Below are 22,162 nucleotides of genomic sequence, written 5' to 3'. Positions count from 1 at the left end.
TTGGGCGAACCATGCCTTTCACCGCGATCGGCGCGATCTACGCGATGATGAGCACAAGCTACTGAAAGGACCGTTCAGGAACTCCGCCAGCACACTCCGCCGGTTTCGTTTGTCCGAAAGTGGCCCGTGAGCGATAGGCAGGGTGAAGCAGAAGGGCAGGCGGCTTGAGGCTTGCAAGCTACCGTTGCAGGCACGTCGCGTGATGTCCGTTCTTGCGCAAACGTAGCGCATCCCGACGCAGCCAGCCGGGGCTCCTTTGCAAGGCTTGCGCTAAGGAAGGAACTTCCTGCCCCTTGCGATATCCCAGTTATGCACAGTCACTCCCCGACATACCTTCGTCTGTGTTGACAATCCCAAAAAAAGTTTGAGCGAGAGTCACAAACCGAACCGACTTCCCGCTTCTCGCAGCACAAAGTCGTGGCGGGTCGGGGCTAGATCAAGGCTCATCCAAAATCTGATCGAACACAGAGCGTGAGCTCTCGTGACGCAAGCGAGCGTTGCGAGGAGTGCTTTCGCTTGAGAAAGGAAATGTTGCGTGACTGAAAGCCAAACGAAACTACCGCCGAACGGAACGAACGTTTTCGCGATGCCATGGTTGGATTTCTCGAAGGTCGTGTTGCCCGGCGTGGGGCGCGAGCTTGCCGAGCAGGGCCTCGCCCGCGCACGGGAAGGCTGCGAGAAGATCAAGGCCGCATCGGAAGAAATGACGCAGGCGCTGCGTGAGACCTATTCGAGCAATGCGAGATGCACGACCGACTACGGGCTCAAGGTGTTCGAAATCTCAAACGCCAATGCCGCTTCTGCGCTCGATTTCTTCGTCGATCTGTTCGGCAGCAAGTCCGCGACCGATGCCTATACATTGTCGGCGGCGCAAGCGCGCAAGGCTTTCGACACCGCCTCTGACCAGAACAGGGAATTGTGGGCGCTTGCCCAGAAGCTCGCGACGGAAACGGGTGAGCCGATCAGGAAGCATTTCACCAGGGTCCTCCACCCAGGCGGCTAAAAGCGCGTTCAATTTCACATTCGGATTCGTCTGAGGAGGAGATCCGGCTGGTTGGAACACGCCCAACTGAGCGAGCACGCCCCACTGCCCCATGCTCGACCAACAAGGTGCGCGATGCCTCTCAGGCCTCGCACCGACGAGAGGCGCATTCCAGCCGGCCGGTGTTTTTCTGCAAACCACAACAAAGACAAATCGCAAGGGAGGGCAACATGGGAATGGTCATGGTCAAATGTCCACAAACCGGACACGCGATTCCCACCGGCATCAAGACCGATCGCGAGAGCTTTGGACGCCGCGCGGTGTTTTTCTCCCGCACCCGGTGTCCGATCTGCCGCACCGATCACGCATGGTTCGCGCGGGAAGCCTGGGTCGACGAGCCGGCCACCCGCGCCGCGAGCTGGCGTCTGGCACCGGAATATGGATGAAATGGTCGCCGGCGCCCCTCATTGAAAGGCACCGCGTCAAAGACGACATGACGCATGAGTTGGTGCTGGCGGACCACAGCTCAGGGTCTTGATCTTTCCAGCAGCGTTAAATGCCAAGACCGCGTTCACTACATTTTCCCCGCTGATGTAGCCGGTACGCGCGGACTGGCGCGGTTTCCTCCAAATGGTGAACTCTTCGTGACGCGCGCTTACCGCCGCCGTGACGTCGTCGTTGCCGCAGACCGCCCGGCGATGGGTGCCGCGGCTTTGGCCCGCGACTTGGCATAATCGGCCGACATCGCCAGCGCGGGGTCGCGGTCCCGGAGCTCCTCGGCCACGATCGTTTGAAGCCATCGCACGGCGGGTTCGTTGTCCATCCGCCGGTGCCAGTGCTGCTTCAACTCGATGAGAGGTATCGAGACCGGCGGGGGCAGCAGCTTCAGCCCCGCGTTCGCGTACCAGGCCCCGAGCGAGAACGGCACGGTGGAGATCATGTCGCTCGTCGCAATCAATTGCGGCACGCTCATGAAATGCGGCAGGTGCAGCACGACGCGGCGTTGGAGCTTGAGCTCGCGAACGCGCCTTTCGAAGATCTCCTGACTGCGCCCCTGCTGGTTTACGACGATATGGTCCGCGGCGAGAAACTGTTCGAGCGAGAGGGTGTCACCGATCGTTGGATGATCCTTGCGGACGATGCTGGTGAAGGGATGATCGAACAGATCCTCCGTCACGATGTTCGGACCGACGAGGTCCGGAAAATAGCCTATCGCCAGATCGATCTCGCCGCTTTCGAGCGCGTCTTCCAGATCCTCGTGCGACGTCGGCAGGCACCGCAAGCTCGCTCCGGGAGCCATGCTGCGAATGCGTTGGAGGATCGGCGGGATGAAAATCAGGACGCCGATATCCGAGGTTGTGACCGTGAACACGCGGTCGCTGTCTTCCGGCACGAAACGGGGCTTGCGGAGTATCTGCTGATCGACGGTGGACAGCACTGTCCGCACGGCTTCGGCGATTGACTCCGCGAAGGGCGTTGGCCGCATGCCGCGCCCGGTCGAAAGAAACAGCGGATCGCCAAAGAAATCCCGCAGCTTGCGCAGACCGGTGCTGGCCATTGGCTGGCTCATTCCGAGCTCACGGGAGAGCGCCGACAGGTTCTGGGTGCGGAAGAGCCCGTCGAGCAGCAGAAGAAGGTTCAGGTCGAGCCGTCTGATATCCATCACATTGATAGCTTGTATTGAATAATACCGGATTTTCAATGACGGCTTTATGCGCGATGGTCTCCTGCAACGCCCGCAGGGCGACTTTGGGAGTGAAATCAAAGCCGTAGGTCGCCGGCCGCACAGGCTGGTCCGGTCCCCTTCCTCAGTCCGCCTCTCAACCTCTCCCACATCCGCTCACCCCGTCGGTGCGTCGGAGCACGACCGCGCGTGGCGCGAGGAATCGTCCGCAGATGCAGCCTGAACTTGCTGGAAGCTCTCAATACATCCTGACCCTGTCATGCCGCGATGTGCCCGGGATCGTGGCCGACGTTTCGCGCTGTCTGTTCGAGAACGGCGGCAACATCATCGAGGCCGCGCAGGTCGACGAGATCATGAGCGAACGCTTCTTCATGAGAGTCGGTGTCACGCTGTCGGACGAGGGCGCGCAGAAGGCGCGAGCAGGCCTTGAGATCATCGCCCGAAGGTTCGGCATGGAGTGGAAGCTCCGATCCCAGGCCGAACGCAAGCGCGTGCTCCTGTTCGTCTCCAAATTCGATCACTGCCTGGGCGATCTCCTCTATCGCCACAGGCTCGGCGAGCTCCAGATGGACGTCGTCGGGATCGTTTCCAACCATCCGCGTTCGGCCCTTGCCGTGAGCCTCGTCGGCGACATCCCTTTCCATCACCTTCCGGTTACGAAGGAAACGAAGATGGAGCAGGAAGCGCAGATCAAGGCGCTTGTCGCGACGACGAATGCCGATCTCGTCGTTCTCGCGCGTTACATGCAGATCCTCTCGGATGATCTCTCGCGCCATCTCCATGGCCGTTGCATAAACATCCACCACAGCTTCCTGCCGGGGTTCAAGGGCGCAAAACCCTATCACCAGGCGCACGCGCGCGGCGTGAAGCTCATCGGAGCGACCGCGCACTTCGCAACGAGCGATCTGGACGAAGGTCCGATCATCGAACAGGACGTCGAACGCGTCAGCCACCGCGATACGCCGGACGATCTGGTCCGGAAGGGGCGCGACATCGAACGGCGCGTCCTCTCGCGCGCGGTCCATCTCTTCCTCGAGGACCGCGTCATCATCAACGGCGATCGAACGATCGTCTTCTCCAATTGAGAAACGGAGCACGACAATGTTGACCCCCAAGGGCATGCGCAAGACCCCCGAAGGCTATTTCACCTCGCGTTGGGGCCTTCCCGAATACACCGACTGGATCGACGAGAGCATGTCGTGGAAGGAGACCTGCGCCATCGGCGACTGGTCGTTCCTCTGGGAGCGGCGCTTCAAGGGACCCGATGCCCTGAAGCTTTTCTCGGATACTTCCGTCAACAGCTTCCAGAAGTTCGACATCCGTCAGTCCAAGCACGTCGTCCATACGACAAAGCAGGGAAAAGTCATCGCCGAGGGCATCCTCACGCGGTTGTCCGAAGACGAGTTCATGTTGTTCGGGCGCGGCACATTCTGGGTCGACTACATCCGCCGGCACGGCGACTACAAGGTGACGTCCGCAGCCGATGACTGGTTCAATTTCCAGGTCCAGGGGCCGACATCGCTCGCGCTCCTTGAAAAGGTCGCGAAGCAGTCGCTGCGAGACGTCAAGTTCATGCATTCGGGCGAGATCGAGATTGCCGGCTGCAAGATGCTCGCGCTGCGGCAGGGCATGTCCGGCGAGATCGGCTTCGAGCTTCAGGGGCCGATGGGGCAGGCGGCGGCCGTCTACGACGCCATCGTCGCTGCCGGCCAGGAATTCGGCCTGCGCCGGATCGGCGGCCGCGCGATCTTCATCAACCATCTCGAGGCCTGCTTCCCCACGATCGTCACCGACTACATGCCCGCGATCTTCGACGAGGACATGAAGGAGTATCAGGATGAGTTCCGCGCAGCGATGCCGGGGTTCGCCTCGACCTTCAACATCGCAGGCAGCTTCCAGTCGGACGACGTCCGTGACTGGTACCGGAGCCCGGTCGAGCTGGGCTGGGCCAAGAACATCAAGTTCGATCATGACTTCATCGGACGCGCGGCGCTCGAGGACGAAGTTGCCCATCCAAAGCGCGTGATCCGCACGCTCGTCTGGAACGGAGACGACGTGGCCGACGTGCACGCCTCCCTCTTTCAGAAGGAGCATGAGCCGTACCAGTACATGGAGATGCCTCGCGACCAGCGCGGCTTCATGTACGCCGACCGCGTGCTGAGTGGCGGAAAGGACGTCGGCGTGACGACGTCGCGGGGATATAGCTACTTCTTCCGCGAAATGTTGTCGCTCTGCACCATCGACGTCGATCATTCCGAGATTGGCAATGAGGTCGTCGTGGTCTGGGGCGAGCCCGGACGTCGGCAAAAGCAGATCCGCGCCAAGGTGGCGCCGGCGCCCTACAAGAAGGACAACCGGCGCGCTGATCTCTCCAAGGTCTGACCCGCCCATGTCCGCGCGCATCATCGATGGAAGGGCGCTCGCTGCCGAGGTCCGGAATGACGTGGCCAAAGGCGTCGCCGCCCTGGTTGCCGGCGGCGCGGCGGTCCCGGAGTTGGCCGTCGTGCTGATCGGCGACGACCCCGCCAGCCACGTCTATGTCTCGAACAAGGTGCGGCAGACCGAAGCCGTTGGCATGCGATCACGCCGGTTCGTGCTCGCTGCGGACACGCCGGAGCGACTGTTGCTCGACCTGATCGAGCAGTTGAACCGCGATCCCGCGGTGAGCGGGATATTGGTTCAGTTTCCGTTGCCCTCGCAGATCGATGCCGCACGCGTCGTGACGGCTATCCGGCCCGACAAGGATGTCGATGGATTCAATCCGTAGAACGTGGGGCGGACGGCCGCCGGAATGGAAGGTGCCCTGGTTCCGTGCACGCCTCTCGGCATCCTGCGTTTGATCAAATCGGTGCACGACGACATCGCCGGCTTCGGAGCACTGGTCGTCGGAGCATCGAACGTCGTGGGCCGGCCGATGGCGCGGTTGCTGTTGCAAGAGATGTGCACGGTCTCCATCGCGCACGTTCGGACCACCGATCTGGAACGGCGCTGCAGGGAAGCCGACATCCTCGTTGTCGCAACCGGCGTCCCGGGCCTGATCCGCGGTCATTTCATCAAGCCGGGCGCAACGGTCATCGACGTCGGCATCACTCGCATCAAGTCCGGTTCAGGAGCCGAGAAGCTTGTCGGCGATGTCGCTTTCGACGAGGCAATTGAGGTCGCCGGCGCGATCACGCCCGTTCCGGGTGGCGTCGGGCCGATGACCATCGCGTGTCTGCTCGCCAACACGCTGGGCGCGGCCCGAATGGAAGCCGCCCGCTCGAAGGCGAATGAGGCGGACGTGACGACGGCTGCCTGACTGCAACCGCGGACGAACGTGCCTGGCGAGAATCGGGCGGGCCGAGTTGCGGCCGCCCGAGCAGAGATATTCGAAAGCGTTTACAAAAGGGGGAGAACGAACGTGACGACACAGGTCCTGGACACACCGCAGCAGCGGGTTATCGACATCGGTTCGCTCGCAGAGGAGGGGACGTGGAACGCCCCGCGAAAGCAGGTGCTGCTCCTCTGCGCTCTCGCCATCGTCCTCGACGGTCTGGACAATCAAATTCTCGGCTTCGCCATACCATCGATGATCAAGGAGTGGAGCGTCACGCGCGGCGATTTCGCTCCGGCCCTCGCGTTGGGCTTCGTGGGCATGACGATCGGCACGCCGATCGGGGGCGTCGTCGGCGACTGGCTCGGACGCAAGGTTGCCCTCATCGCATCCGTCTTCCTGTTTGGTGCGGCGACCTTCGCGATTGCGGTCGCTCATGGTGTCGGCGAGGTCGGCCTGTATCGTTTCCTGGCGGGCCTTGGACTTGGCGGTGCCCTTCCGGCGGCGACCGCGTTGATCGCGGAATTCACGCCTAGGCGAAATCGCAGTCTTTCCGTGATGCTGGGCATTGTCTGCATCCCCATCGGAGGCATGATTGGCGGCCTGATCGCCGCTCAGCTGCAGCCCGAATATGGTTGGCGCATGCTCTTCGTGGTCAGCGGCGTGTTGCCGGTGATCGTCGCCGCGATCCTGATGTTTGCACTGCCGGAATCGCCGCAATATCTATTGGCGCGTGGCGCCGACATGGAAAGGGTGGCGAAATCCGTTCGGATCCTGGACGAGACCGCTGCCGCTTCCAAAGCTTTCATCGACCGGCGCGACGTCGGTGTCGAACGTGCTTCGCTCACCGCATTATTCACCGCCGAATTTCGTCGTACGACGACGGCGCTCTGGATCGCGTTCTTCTTCTGTTTGTTGCCGGTCTACGTCCTCTACGCGTGGGCTCCCACTCTCTTGACCGGCAAGGGTTTTGACGTGCAGACGGCGAGCTTCGGTCTGGCACTGTTCAACTTCGGGGGCGTCGGTGGCTGCATCGTCACCGGTTGGGCGATCGGCAGGTATGGAACGCGCGTTGCGATCCTGACTGTTGCCGGCGCGGCAACCATCGGCGCGATGATCCTGGCATCGATACCGCTATCGACCGAAACCCAGCCGTTGCTCATGGCTCTCTTGTGCATCGAAGGCTTCTGTCTGCTCGGCGCGCAGGGCTCTCTCTATGCGCTGGCGGCCCACATCTATCCGACCAACGTCCGGTCGACCGGTGTCGGTGCGGCAGCCGGCTTCGGCCGGGCGGGGGCCATTGTCAGCGCTTATGTCGGCACATTCGCACTCAACTACGGTGCGACCGTGTTCTTCGCCGTCATCGCCTTCTGCGTCGCGATTACGTTCATCGCGGTGGCCGTCATCGATATGCATCAGGCGGCGATGAGAGCCGAAACGGCGAGTTCCGGCATCTGAGGGAGATGCCCCTGCGACTGTGCATGGAGTTGTTTTCGCGCTTTTGTTTTGCGAACGCCTAAACAGCCCCGCTCAGCGCCGGCCGTGCGGGGCCTCGGCCTTGACCCGCGTTGACGAAGTAATCGAATAGAAGAGGATTTGCCGCGATGCCGAGCCCGGAATTGGCCCGTGGCTGCCGTTACCCCCCAGAGCAACGAAGACGCCTGCTTCCGACAGGTGACCCGACCAATCTCATGCTGGCCGGCTAGTCAGCGCCGCACGAAACTTCTCGATGAAGCCATCGAATTCCTTCTGCAAGGCAGGAGAAGCGACGGCTTTCTTCGGCGCCTGGGCGACGGCCGACGAGACACACTGACTGCGCTCCACTCCGGAGGCTGCGCCGCTTTGCCCCGTCCCCGTCCCATACCAATTCTTGCGAATGCCATCGCTTGGGAGCAAGCTTGAGCTAGCTGTCTGGTCGGTCGCGGACTTCGGCCTTGAGGGTCAGGTGCCCCAGTTTTCGAGTTTACTGATTTTGCACAAATTGATGGCGGCATTTGCCGCCGTGGTAGCGGTCATATTCGTGAGCGGCGCAATAGTCTACGACAGACTTAGCCTGATCGAAGAGGCCAAAAACCGGCGGGTCCATACCACTGACGTGTTGGACACGTTAGAGGCGGCAGTAGCCGCAGCGCTGGATCAACAAACTAGTTTACGCGGCTATTTGATCAGCGGTGACGAGAAGTTCTTGGACCCGTACCGCAGAGGCGGCGCCGACTTCAGCGCGGCAATCCGAAAATTAAAAGAACAGACTTCGGATAACCCAGACCAGCAAGGTCGTCTAGATGAATTGAACAAGCTGGCGATGACGTGGCGCGTCGAGACCGCTGAGCGGGAGATCGCGCTGATGGCGGATCCCACGACTCGGGAGCAGGCGCGCACGTTGGAGGGGGCGACCGGAAAAGCTGCCATGGACGCAATCCGCGCCAAGGCGAGGGAAATCGAGGAGGTTGAGCGCGATCTGTTGGCAAGGCGTGACGCCGTACAGAAGTTGGCATACGCTACTGCATATACGGCAACCGTGATGGGCGCCGCAGCCTCGCTCATGATCGCAGTGTTGATGGGCATACTACTCACACGCGCGATCGCGCGGCCGATCACAGGCATGACCGGGGCTATGGCGGCGCTTGCCAAGGGAGACACGAGCATCGACGTACCTGGAATTGATCGGCGTGACGAAATCGGTGCAATGGCGGCCGCGGTCAATGTTTTCAAGAAAGGCATTATCGAACGCCAGAAGACACAGGTCGAGCTCGCTCATGTCAGTCGCGTAGCCACAATGGGGCAGCTGACGGCCTCGATTGCCCATGAGATCAATCAGCCGATCTCGGCTGCGCTTACTAACGCCGACGCCGCCTTGAACTGGCTCGCCGCGGACCCACCAAACCTGGACAAGGGCCGCGAGTCCCTCCACCACATTGTCACAGATTGCCAACGAGCCGGCGACATCGTCCACCGGATCCGCGCTATGGTCAGGAAAGCGCCGTTGCCCAAAAGTCGGCTCGACGTCAACGCAGCCGTTCTGGACGTCATCGCCATGGTCCGGAGCGAGGCGGTGAGGCATGGAATCTCGGTACAGATACAACTCGCTGAGGACCTGCCGCAAATCGAAGGTGAGCGCATTCAGCTGCAGCAGGTGCTCCTTAATCTGATCCTCAATGCCGTGGAAGCCATGAACAGCCTTGAGGATGGCAAGCGGGAGTTGCAGATCAGTACCGAAAGGGATGTTGCAGGCGGCGTGCTCGTCGCTGTACGGGATTCGGGCCCGGGGCTCGAGCCGACGAATGCGGAACGTGTTTTCGACGCGTTTTACACGACCAAGCCCAACGGCCTAGGCATGGGGCTTGCCATCTGTCGGTCGATCATTGCGGCTCATGGCGGAGGATTGTGGGTCACCCTGAATACACCGCGGGGCGCCGTCTTCCAGTTTACCCTCACTCCCCTTCATGACTAGGCCACTTGGCCTATTGCAAGGGCGCTCAGGTTGTCCTCGAGCACGTCGCCGAGCTTCCGGATCAGCTTGCCGCCTCTATCCGCCAGCGCGGCGCGCCATGTGCCTGCGGGATGAAGTCACCTTTCAGGCTTTCAACTCGAAAGGGGCCGCAGAGTTTTCGAGAGATCTAGAACCTTTGAGCGCCCATGCTCGATTGGTCAAGGCGACGCCTCCGCCCGATCCGAAGCTACCGGAACCAACAATGTCCTCCGGACGATCTCGCAAAGCCAGCGATGCGGCCCATCAACAGCCGCAACCGATGCTGCTCTCCGAAGGTTCGATACGAGGAGGCCTCGCGATCAAGGCATGAATGTTTGCGTAGTCGCCGCAAAGCACAACGAGCGGAGAGCTAATTGTTCTCAGGCCGACGCCCATTGAGCATAGTCTGGAAGATCGCCAGCTAGACGTTTGTTGGTTGGAGTTGCTACCTGAAATCAACGCCCACGTCGCAGAACCTGCGTGTCTCAGTTCATGCGGAACTCCAACAATTCGCGGGTTTGGAACGCCACATCACAAAGCCTGTTGTCCGTTCAGAAATGACTGTGTGGTCGCCCCGCACATTCTTTGGAGCGTCAGATGAGCAAACGCAAACCGCCACCAGCGTCAAAGCGCGCCCCCAATCCGAAAACGGCCGCGCGGGCCCAACGGAACAAGCAGGCCATTGTTAAAAGCTCGAAAGAGAATGGACCTCGCTCTGTTGCGGCAACCTCGATTGAACCACCTCTTAAGCTTCATAACGATCCTAGACCCGAGGTTCCTGTCATTGAGTCTCGGGTGGATGCCCTGCCAGATGACCTCAGTCGGAGAATGATTAATAGCGATCCAATGAAAGGCTTTGCCTTAGCCACGGCAAACATGCAGGCGTACCAAGCAAAGCTTCTTGAGATAGCTCAGGCCAACGTGCAATTTGCTTTCGATTTCGGCCTGAGACTTGCGACGATCAGGTCACCAACTGAATTTTTCCCCGTCATTATGGAGTTTACAACCAGACGGGTCGATATGTTCGGGCAGCATTCGAAAGAATTGGCGGCATATCCGTTCTGGCGCATCGAGCCGCTCCGAGAGCTCACGGCTCTGCCGGGACGATAACTGCAAACCGTGCCCGCTGCGGCAAAGGATGGACGCAACGCGGATCACGCACGGGGCGATCACGGTTCTTTTGGCTAGAAGGGAGCGGAATCAGCAGCCCTTGGAGGGCGCGATGCCGCCAATCCGAGGGATCCGCGATCGGGAATGGAGGTTGACATCATGTCGACAACTGAAACCGTTCTGCTGATCGTTTTGGCAGGACTTGTCGTTCTGATCCTCTGCAACATCACGTTTCAGGTGACAGCGGAGCGAAGGAATCCGCCTATCGGCGTCTTCACCGTGTGCGACGGAGTGCGCCTTCACTATATCGAACGGGGCGATGCCGCCGCGCCTTGCGTGGTCCTGCTCCACGGAAATGGCACCATGGTTCAGGATCTCGTCCTCAGCGGGTTGGTCGACCGCCTGGCCCGCAACTATCGCGTTGTTTGCTTCGACCGGCCAGGGTTTGGCTACAGCGACCGTCCGCGCACGCGCATCTGGACGCCCACAACGCAAGCTTCCTTGTTCGCGAAGGCCCTTGATCAGCTCGGAGTGCGCAATCCCGTGGTGCTCGGCCACTCCTGGGGAACGCTGGTGGCAATCGCGCTGGCGCTGCGAAGCGGTTATGCCGTGAGCGGGCTGGTGCTTGTGTCCGGCTACTATTTTCCAACCTCTCGGATGGACTTTTGGCTCATGTCAGGTCCGGCACTGCCGCTGCTGGGCGATCTTATGCGCTACACGATCTCGCCGATCATATCGTGGGCTATCGCGCCGAAGCTGATGCGCACGCTGTTCGCGCCGCGTGCCATTCCGCCGGAATTCAAGAATGAATTTCCGATCTCGTTGGCTCTCCGGCCCAAGCAGTTGAGGGCGGCAGCCGAGGAGAGCGCGTTCCTTATTCCCGCTGCTGCGCAATTGCAGCTTCAGTATCAGGGTATCCGGTGTCCCGTCAGGATCGTGCATGGGAAGAGTGACCGGCTCATCGAGGCCGACCAGTCGTGCCGCCTGCACGAGGCGTTGCCCCGCTCCATGCTACACTTGGTGGAGGATGCCGGTCACATGGTTACCTATGCAGATTCGCCGGGAATAGCGGATGCCGTGGCGACGCTGGCGCTCACCGCGCCGCTGAGGACCGCATAGCGTATCCTGTTGCAATGCGGGCGTCCCGGAAGTGGCCCTCAACCGCACAAGGCTGAGGCCATTGTGGTGTCGGCTATCCGCGGCAGACCGGACGCGGGGCCATGCCCACTTCGAACTGGTGACCCACACCAGACATCACCAACGTTTCAATCCACCATTTCAACGGCTATGATGGCAAGCGCGCGCGCTGCCGAAATTGGAAATGCACCATCAGAGCGATCATGAGTGGGCGCCGGTGTTTTATAGCTTTAATGGGAGCGGCCATCGTCGTCGCGCCGCTCTCGACACGCGCGCAACAGCCGGCCACACCGGTCATTGGATTCCTCAACAACTTGTCGCCTGGTGCGATCGCCCGCCCCGTAGCCGCGTTCCGCGAGGGCCTGAAGGAAGCCGGCTTTATCGAAGGCCACAACCTCGTGATCGAATATCGCTGGGCCGAGAATCACAATGATCGTTTGCCCGCGCTGGCTGCCGATCTGGTCCGGCGCCAGGTTGCGGTGGTTGTTGCGACCGGCGGTGGCGCCTCGGCGCTAGCCGCGAAGGCTGCGACCACCACAATTCCGACCGTGTTTTCCTCAGCCACTGATCCTGTCGAGCTGGGCCTCGTTGTCAGCCTAAACCGACCCGGCGGAAACGCCACCGGCGTTTATGTGATGACCAACTCTTTGGAAGCCAAGCGGCTGGGCCTGCTGCACGAACTGGTGCCAAACGCCGCGACCATCGCCATGCTGGTCAATCCGGGCACTCCCGGCGCCGACAGCCAGTTGACGGAAGCAAAGACGGCTGCGCAAACCCTCGCGCGGGAGATTCACGTTCTAAGGGCACACAACGAGCCGGAGCTCGACAGGGCCTTCGCGATCCTGGCCGAGCACCATACCGACGCTCTCCTCGTCGCGGCCGATCCGTTCTTCAACGCTCACCGCCAGCAGATCGTCACAATGGCAGCGCGCTACGCCGTTCCCGCAATCTACGAGTTCCGGGAGTTTGTGGTGGCCGGCGGCCTGATGAGCTACGGGATCAGCCTGGCCGACGCGTACCGGCAGATTGGACTTTATACCGGCAAAATTCTTCAGGGCGCCAAGGCCGCTGACTTGCCGGTTATGCAGCCGACCAAATTCGAATTGGTCATCAATCTCAAGGCCGCGAAGGCGCTGGGCATCACTGTCCCGCCGATGCTGCTCGCCCGCGCCGACGAGGTGATCGATTAGGGGAGTTGTTGCTGCGGTGCACGAGTCAGCTTGTGGCCGTTGCTGATCTCAGCCCAGAGCTGCGTCGATGTCCGCTTCATAGAGGTGACCCGACCAAGGTCTTCTGGCTGCCGAAGGCAGCCTTTGACCCATTGCGGGCATATCTTCGCGCCGCTTTGCGATGCAATATTGCACTCACCAAGTGCCACCTCTGTCGAGAACTGATATACTGCACCGCGTCGTCCTCAAGTTGTGATGAGGGTCGAATGAAGCGGCGGGAGTTCATAGCGGCCGCTGCGGCGTTACTCGTTTCGTCACGGGGTTTGCGGGCGCAGAGCAGACGCTATCGACTTGGCTTTCTCGCTGTAGGTGACGGAAGCGCGCGGACGCTCAATCAAACCGAACTGGCGTTGTTTGATGGGCTGCGAAACCACGGTTGGATAGACGGAAGAAATCTGATTATCGATTATCGTTTTTCCCAACCTCCGGATCGACTGCCCGCTTCAGTTGCCGATCTGATTGCCCTCAGTCCCGATGTGCTCATCGTCGCGGCACCGCAGGCAACCAAGGCCCTGAAATCGGCAACTGCTACCATTCCCATCGTATTCGTAGCTGTGGCTGACCCTGTGGGACTTGGCCTTGTGCAAAGCCTAGCGCGTCCCGGCGGCAACATAACGGGACTTGCGACTTACGTGCCGGGGGATTTTGTCGCAAAACGAATAGAAATCCTGCGGGAACTGGTGCCTGGTGCCTCGCGGTTTGCAATCCTGGCCAATCCAGGCAACCCGATGCATAGGCTGTTGTTAGCCGACGAGGTACCCAGTACGGCCCGCAACCTGGGTGTGGCTCTGCCGATAGTTCAGGCGATCACGGCCGAGGAGCTTGATGTGGCCTTTGCCTCGGCTGCCGCCCAGCGCGCTGATGCTATCATTGTTTTTGGCGATACTCTGACCGTTGTCGAGGTCCCCCGAGTCGTCGCGCTCGCGGCGAAACATCATCTGCCTGCTGTTCATTTCTCCCGACAATTCGCCAATGGGGGATTGATCGTCTACGGGCCCGATATCGCCGATCTGTTCCGCCGTGCAGGCGGCTACGTCGATAGGATACTTAAAGGCGCCAAACCGTCCGATCTGCCGGTAGAGCAGCCGACTAAATTCGAGTTCGTGATCAACATGAAGACTGCCAGAGCACTCGGCCTCAGCGTGCCGACCTCATTACTGCTTCGCGCTGATGAGGTGATCGAATAGAGATCCTATTTGCTGCGATGCACGAGTTTCTTGTTGGCCCCAAAAGCGAAGTTCAGTCGCGGCCACTTTCGCGCCGCTGTTGGACACTGAGCCGACATGGGGGCGCCGGGCGTGCTTAGGAGTCCACGCACAAGCCCAATGATCTCAACGTCCCCACTACTGTGCATGGGGTTGTTTTTCAGCTTTTTTGTTTTGAGGGCCACCTAACCAGCCGCGCTCAGCGCCGGCCGCGCGGGGCCTCGGCCTTGGCGGGCTGTTCGGTCTGCGGGCCGCAGCTCGCGGCTGCAAGCGTTGCCTGCGCCTGCTGCATTAGGCCGGGCTCGGGGGCGAGCGCTTTCATCACGATCAGGCCGGTGGTGCTGGGGGAGTCGATGATCAGGCGGTCGGCCGCAGTGACCTCTTCGTCCTCGGGCAGCTCGTTGTGCTGCGCTTCCGTCATCAGGTCGAGCTCGATCACCTTGCGGCCGGCCGAGCGGTCGTTGATGGCGTAATAGGCGATCTCGTTGCGGGTGTAGAACGACACCGAGGTGTAGGCCTGGCTCACCGGCACCGTCAGCTTGATCGGCCCGCTTGTGAGGTCGTAGCGGCAGATCGCCAGCGCGAAGGCCGGGTCCATGAACGGCATCGGTGAAGTGTTGGGATCGGCGAGGGGAAGCTGGCTGACGCCGTTGAGCTTCGTCATCGGCGTCAGCCGCGAATAGGCATCCTGCGTCGCGATCCGCGGCAGCGCCAGCACGCTGACGAGGTGGACCACGAGGCCCAGCACCACGCCGGCAACGACGGTGAACAAGAGGCGGATCATGAGCAGCCCACCGTCGAAATCGTCGGCATCGGCGCATCGCGCTGGGTGCGCGTCGCAACGCCGACCGGGGTGTCGTAGAGGCGCAGCATCAGCGCGTAGCGCTCGATGCCGCCGGTCGGCAGCCAGTTGCCGGCGCGCGAGCGCGAAGCGATGCGGATCTCGAACGAGCCGTCGGACTGGCGCACGATCTCCTGGCTGGTGAAGCCGTAGCGGGCCAGCGAGTTGGCGACGAGGTGGCCTTTGCGGTCGTACAGCGTCAGCGTCCAGAACCGCGCCGGCGGCGTCACGCCGGAGACGATTACGTCGCAGCGGCCGTCGAGCGCCTTCTTCTTGTCGTCGGTGGTCGCGGTGAAGGCGACGCCGTCGCCGGTGCCGATCGGCAGCTCGCCGTTGCGCACGATGGTGGCACGCGAATAGGGATCGACGTCGGCGGTGCCGGTGCGCGGCCGCGCGGTCCAAGCGCCGATGGTCAGCGCGCCGATCTCGGTGCCGCGCGTCGTCGTCATCCAGGTTGCGCCGAGGCCCACCACCGTCGCGAGCAGAAGGGCCGTCAATGTGATCAGGATCAGCCGCACTTGTTTCGATCAGTTCTTGCGCGGGGCGGAGGCGTTGGCATTCTCTTCCGCATAGTTCTGCGGGAAGGCGAGCGCGCTCGTCGCCGAGGGCGGCCTGGCCGCCTTGGTGTCGGCATCCGCCGATTTCTTTGCCGTCTTGGCGGCGTCATCCAGCAGCTTCTCGACCCGCACCAAAATGTCGGCGCCGCGCTTGGTCAGCACCGGCGGAGGACCCGGCTTGGTCTCCAGCACCTTCGGCGCCGCATTGGCCTGCGCGTTGCTCACGTGCTGCGGCGGCAGCTTCTGGCCCATGCCGATGCCGGGGATTTCCCGGACCTCGACGCCCTGATGCGCCGCGAGCATGATGTCGTGCCAGGTCTGCGCCGGCAGCGAGCCGCCGGTCATGCGGTTGGTCGGCGAGTAGTCGTCGTTGCCGTACCAGACCGCGCAGGTGAAATTACCAGTGTAGCCGACGAACCAGGCGTCGCGATACGCATTGGTCGTGCCGGTCTTGCCCGCGGTCGGAATGCCGTCGAGCGCGGCGCGGCGCGCGGTGCCTTCGCTGACGACGTGGCTCATCATGCCGGCCATGTCGGCGGCAACGGAGGCGGGGATCGCCTGCCGCGGCTTCGGGCCGTCGCGGTCCCAGCGCCAGACGAGGTCGCCGGCGCCGGTGCGCACTTCGAGCACCGAATGCGGCGTCACCGCCTTGCCGCGGTTGGGGAAGGTCGCGTAGGCGACCGCGTGCTCGAGCACGGTGACTTCGTCCGAGCCGATCGGCAGCGACGGCGTGTCGGGCAGCGGCGCCTTGAGGCCGAAGCGGCGCGCGACCTCGACGATCTTGGCGCGGCCGATCTTGGCCGGGTTCGGCGCCTTCGGCTGCTCCTTCTGGCCGATCGCGATCGACAGCTTCACCGGCACGACGTTGATCGAGCGCGTGATCGCCTGCGTCAGGGTCACCGAGCCGGAATAGGAATGGCCATAGTTCTGCGGGCACCAATTGCCGATGCAGACCGGGCCGTCGACCACGATCGAGTTCGGCGTAAAACCGTTCAGTAGCGCGGTGGTGTAGACGTAAGGCTTGAACGAGGAGCCCGGCTGGCGATAGGCGTCGGTGGCGCGGTTGAACTGGCTGGCGCCGTAGTCGCGGCCACCGACCATGGCACGGATGCCGCCGTCGAGATCGGACACCACGGTCGCGGCCTGCGTTGCGTGATAGTCGCGGCCGAACTGGCGCAGCTGGTTCTCGACCGCGTCTTCGGCGGCCTTCTGCACGTTGGTGTCGATGGCGAGGCGCACCACGAAGACGCGCTCGGTGTAGGACTTCGGGAAAGTGTCGACCAGCTTGCGCATCTCGTCGAAGGCGTAGTCGAGATAGTAGTTCGGCGAAGCCTCGTCGCGGCGGTCGACCGCGAAGGCCGGGTTGCGACGGGCGCCGAACACCTGGCCCTCGGTCATGAAGCCGGCATCGACGAGGTTGTCGAGCACGACGTTGGCGCGGGCGCGGGCGGCGGGCAGGTTGATGTGCGGTGCGTATTTCGTCGGGGCCTTGAACAGGCCGGCGAGCATCGCGGCTTCCGCCAAGGTCACGTCGCGCGCGGATTTGTTGAAGTAGAAATGCGCCGCGCCGTCGACGCCGAAAGTGCCGCCGCCCATATAGGCGCGGTCCAGATACAACTTGAGGATCTCGTTCTTGGTCAGGCGCCATTCCAGCCAGACCGCGAGGAAGGCTTCGTTGACCTTGCGCTCGATGGTGCGCTCGTTGCTCAGGAACAGGTTCTTGGCGAGCTGCTGGGTGATCGAGGAGCCGCCCTGGCGGACGCCGCCGGCTTGGGCGTTGGTCACGAGCGCGCGCGCGGTGCCGGCGATGTCGATGCCGAAATGCTCGTAGAAGCGGCGGTCCTCGGTCGCCAGCGTCGCCTTGATCAGCACGTCCGGAAAGTCTTCCAGCGGGATCGAGTCGTTGTGCTTGATGCCGCGGCTGCCGATCGGGTTGCCGTAGCGGTCGAGGAAGCTCACCGCGAGATCGGATTTCTTCAGCCAGTCCTCGTCCGCGGTCTCGCGGAAGGCGGGGATGGCGAGGGTGAGCATCACAACCAGGCCGCCGAGGCCGAGGGTGGCGGCCTCCGACAGCGGCTCGATGAACACCCAGCGCTTCCAGCGTCCGACATAGAACCGGTCCATGAAGGTCGAGTAGCGCTCGTAGAGCTCGCGGATGCCCTTGGCCGAGGAGAACAGCGAGGAGTCGATGCGCGCATCGAGGTCCAGGAAGAAATTCCGGACCTTCTGCTTCCAATGCGGTGGTATGATCTGGCGCACCTAGAACCCTTGAGGCTTGGTTCGAAAGCGTTCAAGCACCCGGCCGGGGGCGGCATCGAGACGTCTTGAGGGAATGTTGCGGCAAACCCAAGGCGCCCGGCCAGCATCCGAGGGACTTGCTGTTCCTTCTAGCCGAGCGGGGCCCATAAACCAATGGTCAGGCTCGCGATTTTGAACAACAGGCCTAATTGACCCCGGGTCATTACGGGCCTCAAAGGCGCCTTGCTTGCACCACCCCGGCCGCACGCCCTAGATGGCTTAAGCCGTAGCTCTTTCGAACCTTTGTTGAGGCGCATGACCGCAGTTCCCAAACGACCTTCAGGCCAGGAAGGATTCTTCTGGAAAACCAAGACGTTGGAAGAGATGTCGGCGGGCGAATGGGAAAGCCTGTGCGACGGCTGCGGGCGCTGCTGCCTGAACAAGCTCGAGGACGAGGACACCGGGCAGATCTATTTCACCCATATCGGCTGCAAGCTGCTCGATGGGATGAGCTGTGCCTGCAAGGACTATCCGAATCGCTCCGACAAGGTTCCTGACTGCGTCCGCCTAACCCCGGCCAATGTCCGCACCCTGAACTGGCTGCCGCCGAGCTGCGGCTACAAGCTCGTCGCCGAGGGGCGCGATCTCTATTGGTGGCATCCGCTGGTCTCCGGTGATCCCAACACCGTGCATGACGCCGGCGTCTCCGTGCGCGGCCGGGTCGAAGGCAGCGAGGACGAGATCCCGGACGAGGAGCTCGAGGACCACATCGTGCAATGGCCGGCCCTGCTGCCGAAACGGGCCCGCCTGAAGCGACGTCCGAAGGACTGAACCGTCGTCAGGTCTTGCGCGGTGATCACGTCTTCGGGATGGCCCGGGGGCGGGATGCACCCATGCGCCGCGGCGTCTGCCTGGGACAAACTTTGCTGTCTACATTGGGCTGCATAGAACGAATCCTTTGCGGCGTTGCGCCGCCCCACGACGTCCGAGCGAGATGAACAAGTTCGACCGGCAGAGCAGTTCTGCCGACATCCAGACTTTGCCTGACGATATCGCCGAGGAGCTGTCCCGGCTTCCGAGCGAAGTCATCAGCGTCGATGACGCGCCCTCCATCGCGCCGCCGGTGCCGCTGTCGCAGGACGAGGTCCGCACCATCGTCATCAGCTTGATGCTGACGATGTTCCTGGCGGCGCTCGACCAGACCATCGTGGCGACCGCGCTGCCGACCATCGGGCGCCAGTTCCAGGACGTCTCCAATCTCTCCTGGGTCATCACCGCGTATCTGCTCGCTTCAACGGCGGTGGCGCCGGTGTTCGGCACGCTCAGCGACATCTACGGCCGCCGCGTCATGATCATCATCTCGCTCAGCCTGTTCGTGGCGGGCTCGGTGCTGTGCGCGATCGCACCGAACATGCCGATGCTGATCCTGGCGCGCGGCCTTCAGGGGCTCGGCGGCGGCGGCATCATGCCGGTCGTGCAGACCGTGATCTCGGACGTCGTCTCCCCGCGCGAGCGCGGCCAGTACCAGGCCTATTTCTCCAGCGTCTGGATGGTTGGCGGCATTTTGGGCCCGGTCATCGGCGGCGTGTTCGCCGAGCATCTGCACTGGTCGATGATCTTCTGGATCAACCTGCCGCTCGCGGCTGCGGCGATCGTGATGCTGCTGCCGAAGATGAAGAAGATCCCGGTGTTCCACCGCAAGCGCAAGGTCGACTGGCTTGGCGGCGTGCTGTTGATGGCCTCCGCCGTCGTCTTCATGCTGGTGCTGACCTGGGGCGGTTCGCGCTACCCCTGGCTGTCGCCGACCGTGCTGGCGATGGTGGGCGGCGCCGTCGCGCTCGCGGTCAGCTTCGTCTGGCACGCCCGGCGGGCCGACGAGCCGTTCCTGCCATTGAAGCTGCTGACTGGATCGGTGGCGCCGTTCGCGCTGACCGCCGGCGGCTGCGGGCTCGGGGCGATCACCGGCCTCACCGTGCAGCTGCCGCTGTATTACGAGTCGGTCTACCATTTGAGCGCAAGCGAGGCCGGCCTCGCGCTGATCCCGCTCGCGGCGGTCTCGACCGTCGGCGCGGCCGTCGCCGGCCGCACCATGGCCCGTGCCAAGCACTACAAGCGCGTCGCGATCATCGGCACCTCCTGGGCCGCGCTGTGCGGCCTCGGCCTCACGCTCACCACCCTGCCGCTGTGGGGCTTGCTGACACTGATGGCGGCATTCGCGCTCGGGCTCGGCACCACCTTCCCGGTGTGCGTCGTCTCGCTGCAGAACTCGGTGGCGCGCCCGCAGGTCGGCACCATCACCGGCGCGATGAACTTCTTCCGCTCGCTGATGTCCTCGTTCACGGTCGCCGCGTTCGCCGCGATCCTGCTGATCGCGCTCGGCATCGACGTGCCGCTCGCCGGCGAGCACCACGCCGCAGGCGCCGTCGCTATCCCCGCTGACGACATGCGCCACGCCTTCCGCTACGTGTTCGGCGCCGCCACGGCGTTGATGACCATCGCCGCGCTGTGCCTGATCGCGATGGAGGAGCGGCCGCTGGCCGGTCCCGCCACGGCGCAGCCGGTGGAGATGGCGGAGTAGGCGCCTAAAGCGCGATGCGATGAGGATGAATCGTCATCGCGCTTTAGGTTGTTGTTTAAGCATGATCTCTTCGGAAAACCGCTGCGCACTTTTCCGGATCATGCTCTAGCCGCCGCGATCGGGATCGTCGTCGGCATTGCCCGCGCCCGTCTTCCGCGCTTTCGCCGCAAGCTGCTCTTTGAGCTGCGCCAGCGCGCCGGCGGACCAGTCATGGACATCGGTCACTGCGATCCAGGCATCGACATAATGCTCGGGCGCGTAGACATGGCCAAAGCCCATCGGCGTGTTGGTCGCAACCGCCATGTCTAGGGCGAGCTGGAGCATCGTCACGATCGGATACCAACGCAGCTCCGGTGACACGTCCGGCCCGCGCGGCGCGCTCATCCAGGCCGGGGCCTGGTAGGCATCGCGATAAGCGAAGAACGTGATCGCGTCGCTGGCATATTGCAGGTAGACGACGCGCATCGGACCCCACGGCGCGTCTGCGGGGACCGTCGGTCCGTTCTGGTTCATGAAGCGCACGAAGCGGTTGTCGCGGAATTCCGGCAGCCACGCCGGCGATCCCGGATTGCGGTTCGCAGTGATCGAGCGCCAGAAGCGGCTCTCGAACGGCGCCCCGCTCCATAGCGCGCCGGCGATGGGATCGCCGATCATCTCGAACAGCTCCGCGGATTTCTCCGAATTCATGGCCCCAAGGCTGAGCCCGTGCAGATACAGTTTCGGCCGCCTGTCCTTCGGCAGCGTCGTCCAGTAGCCGTAGATCTCCGCGAACAGCGCGCGCGCCGCCTCCGCGCCGTATTCGGGCTGAAACAACAGCGACATCGGGCTGTTGAGATAGGAGTACTGCATTGCGACGCTGGCGACGTCGCCATGGTGGAGATATTCGACGGTGTCCATCGCAGCAGGGTCGATCCAGCCGGTGCCGGTCGGCGTGACGACGATCAGGATCTTGCGATCAAAACCGTGCTGGCGCTTGAGCTCCTCGAGTGCAAGCCTGGCACGCGCCTGCGCGGTGGCGCCGCCGGCGAGGCCCACATAGACCCGGATCGGGTCCTGCGCCGGCCTTCCGCTGACGGCGCTGATCTCGGTTGCGTTCGGACCCGAGGCAATGAAGCGGCGCCCCATGCGCCCGAGCTCTTGCCACTTCACCAGTGATGCCAGGCTTCCGGTCCGACCGGGATCAGTCGGCTGCGGCCGCTCGGGCTCGAGCAGGACGTCGAGTTCGCGGAAGGAGGAGTCGAGTGCGCGAAACGCCGCGTTGATCAGGACATTGCTGGCGATCGACCAGAACAGCAGGCCCGCGGCGAGCACGCCGATGACGTTGGCGAGCTTCCGCGGAATGACGCGCCTCGTATGCTCGGCGAGGAAGCGGGCGAGGAGCGTGAACAGCCGCCCCAGCACCAGCAGCACGACGAAGGTTATCAGGGCGATGATGCAGACCTTGAGCGGATGCGCGGTCTCGACCGGCGCCATCTTCATCACGGCGCGGATCGAGTTCTGCCATTCGGCTGCTCGCCACAGAAAGACGATGACGACGAGCAGGCAGGCGGCTGCCGCCAGCGCATTCGCAATCGATCTGGCGCGCGCCGACGGCTCAGGCAGCTCGAGATAGTGCCACAGCCGCCGCCACAGCACGCCGGCGAAATAGCCGATCGCAAAGCAGCCGCCGGCGAGGACGCCTTGGGTGAGATAGCTCCTGGGGATCAGCGTCGGCGTCAGTGCAGCCGCGAAGGACAGCGCGCCAAGCATGAGGCCGACGCCGGATAGCGAGAGGAGTTGCCGCCGAATGAACCGCGCCAGATTCATCAAAACGCCTCCC

The 22,162-nt window shown here is 62.7% G+C and carries 17 protein-coding genes and 1 pseudogene; 13 read left to right on the top strand and 5 right to left on the bottom strand.

What is annotated here, in order from left to right:
- Positions 1 to 535 precede the first annotated feature (535 nt).
- Complete coding sequence (locus GGD61_RS40520; RefSeq protein ID WP_143109050.1) at positions 536 to 1,003, top strand: phasin family protein; 468 nt, start codon at positions 536 to 538, stop codon at positions 1,001 to 1,003.
- Positions 1,004 to 1,212: 209 nt separating this feature from the next.
- Complete coding sequence (locus tag GGD61_RS18560) at positions 1,213 to 1,428, top strand: hypothetical protein (RefSeq protein WP_092256539.1); 216 nt, start codon at positions 1,213 to 1,215, stop codon at positions 1,426 to 1,428.
- A gap of 209 nt (positions 1,429 to 1,637) precedes the next feature.
- On the opposite strand, the gene GGD61_RS18555 is transcribed toward GGD61_RS18560, so the two are convergent.
- Positions 1,638 to 2,816, bottom strand: coding sequence for a LysR family transcriptional regulator (locus GGD61_RS18555; protein WP_244550655.1), 1,179 nt, complete (start codon positions 2,814 to 2,816; stop codon positions 1,638 to 1,640).
- Between the two features lie 62 nt (positions 2,817 to 2,878).
- Here GGD61_RS18555 and purU point away from each other — a divergent pair, with 62 nt between their 5' ends.
- From purU to GGD61_RS18510, 9 genes and pseudogenes are all read left to right on the top strand, one after another.
- Positions 2,879 to 3,751 carry a formyltetrahydrofolate deformylase gene (purU, locus tag GGD61_RS18550; RefSeq protein ID WP_018315797.1) on the top strand — a complete coding sequence of 291 codons (873 nt, stop codon included), beginning with the start codon at positions 2,879 to 2,881 and terminating at the stop codon, positions 3,749 to 3,751.
- A 16-nt stretch (positions 3,752 to 3,767) separates the two neighbouring features.
- Positions 3,768 to 5,048 carry an aminomethyl transferase family protein gene (locus GGD61_RS18545; RefSeq protein WP_244550654.1) on the top strand — a complete coding sequence of 427 codons (1,281 nt, stop codon included), beginning with the start codon at positions 3,768 to 3,770 and terminating at the stop codon, positions 5,046 to 5,048.
- Between the two features lie 7 nt (positions 5,049 to 5,055).
- A pseudogene (locus GGD61_RS18540) lies at positions 5,056 to 5,964 on the top strand (bifunctional 5,10-methylenetetrahydrofolate dehydrogenase/5,10-methenyltetrahydrofolate cyclohydrolase).
- Between the two features lie 18 nt (positions 5,965 to 5,982).
- Positions 5,983 to 7,437 (top strand): MFS transporter, encoded by a 1,455-nt coding sequence (locus GGD61_RS18535; RefSeq protein WP_177237106.1) that lies wholly within the window; start codon positions 5,983 to 5,985, stop codon positions 7,435 to 7,437.
- Between the two features lie 487 nt (positions 7,438 to 7,924).
- Entirely contained in the window at positions 7,925 to 9,430 is a 1,506-nt protein-coding gene (locus GGD61_RS18530; protein ID WP_183230983.1) for a CHASE3 domain-containing protein, read from the top strand.
- A gap of 615 nt (positions 9,431 to 10,045) precedes the next feature.
- On the top strand, positions 10,046 to 10,558 hold the full coding sequence (locus GGD61_RS18525; protein WP_092256526.1) for a phasin family protein: 513 nt from the start codon (positions 10,046 to 10,048) through the stop codon (positions 10,556 to 10,558).
- 159 nt (positions 10,559 to 10,717) lie between these two features.
- The gene (locus GGD61_RS18520; protein ID WP_183230982.1) at positions 10,718 to 11,677 is read left to right on the top strand and encodes an alpha/beta fold hydrolase; all 960 of its coding nucleotides are present in this window, start codon (positions 10,718 to 10,720) and stop codon (positions 11,675 to 11,677) included.
- 251 nt (positions 11,678 to 11,928) lie between these two features.
- The gene (locus GGD61_RS18515) at positions 11,929 to 12,885 is read left to right on the top strand and encodes an ABC transporter substrate-binding protein (RefSeq protein WP_018315804.1); all 957 of its coding nucleotides are present in this window, start codon (positions 11,929 to 11,931) and stop codon (positions 12,883 to 12,885) included.
- A gap of 245 nt (positions 12,886 to 13,130) precedes the next feature.
- Positions 13,131 to 14,111, top strand: coding sequence for an ABC transporter substrate-binding protein (locus GGD61_RS18510; protein ID WP_183230981.1), 981 nt, complete (start codon positions 13,131 to 13,133; stop codon positions 14,109 to 14,111).
- A gap of 217 nt (positions 14,112 to 14,328) precedes the next feature.
- Here GGD61_RS18510 and GGD61_RS18505 read toward each other — a convergent pair whose 3' ends face one another.
- The 3 genes from GGD61_RS18505 to GGD61_RS18495 are packed head-to-tail and all read right to left on the bottom strand — an operon-like array spanning position 14,329 to position 17,786.
- Positions 14,329 to 14,913, bottom strand: a complete 585-nt coding sequence (locus tag GGD61_RS18505; protein WP_018315807.1) for a DUF1254 domain-containing protein — start codon at positions 14,911 to 14,913, stop codon at positions 14,329 to 14,331.
- On the bottom strand, positions 14,910 to 15,488 hold the full coding sequence (locus tag GGD61_RS18500; RefSeq protein ID WP_018315808.1) for a DUF1214 domain-containing protein: 579 nt from the start codon (positions 15,486 to 15,488) through the stop codon (positions 14,910 to 14,912). Before GGD61_RS18500 ends, GGD61_RS18505 begins: the two co-directional genes overlap by 4 nt.
- A 9-nt stretch (positions 15,489 to 15,497) precedes the next feature.
- A complete protein-coding gene (locus GGD61_RS18495) occupies positions 15,498 to 17,786 on the bottom strand; it encodes a transglycosylase domain-containing protein (RefSeq protein WP_018315809.1) in 2,289 nt (762 codons plus the stop codon).
- 294 nt (positions 17,787 to 18,080) lie between these two features.
- Here GGD61_RS18495 and GGD61_RS18490 point away from each other — a divergent pair, with 294 nt between their 5' ends.
- Entirely contained in the window at positions 18,081 to 18,596 is a 516-nt protein-coding gene (locus tag GGD61_RS18490; protein WP_018315810.1) for a YcgN family cysteine cluster protein, read from the top strand.
- A gap of 163 nt (positions 18,597 to 18,759) precedes the next feature.
- Positions 18,760 to 20,343: an MDR family MFS transporter gene (locus GGD61_RS18485; protein WP_092256511.1), complete on the top strand. Its 1,584-nt coding sequence runs from the start codon at positions 18,760 to 18,762 to the stop codon at positions 20,341 to 20,343.
- A 105-nt stretch (positions 20,344 to 20,448) separates the two neighbouring features.
- Here the strand turns inward: GGD61_RS18485 and GGD61_RS18480 are convergent, their stop codons facing one another.
- Complete coding sequence (locus tag GGD61_RS18480; RefSeq protein WP_177237103.1) at positions 20,449 to 22,149, bottom strand: alpha/beta-hydrolase family protein; 1,701 nt, start codon at positions 22,147 to 22,149, stop codon at positions 20,449 to 20,451.
- Positions 22,150 to 22,162 lie beyond the last annotated feature (13 nt).

The sequence above is a fragment of the Bradyrhizobium sp. SBR1B genome, from assembly GCF_014198205.1.
Classification (GTDB): domain Bacteria; phylum Pseudomonadota; class Alphaproteobacteria; order Rhizobiales; family Xanthobacteraceae; genus Bradyrhizobium.
The sequence above is the reverse complement of the archived record's forward strand: the minus strand, read 5'-3'. Positions and strand labels throughout refer to the sequence as shown.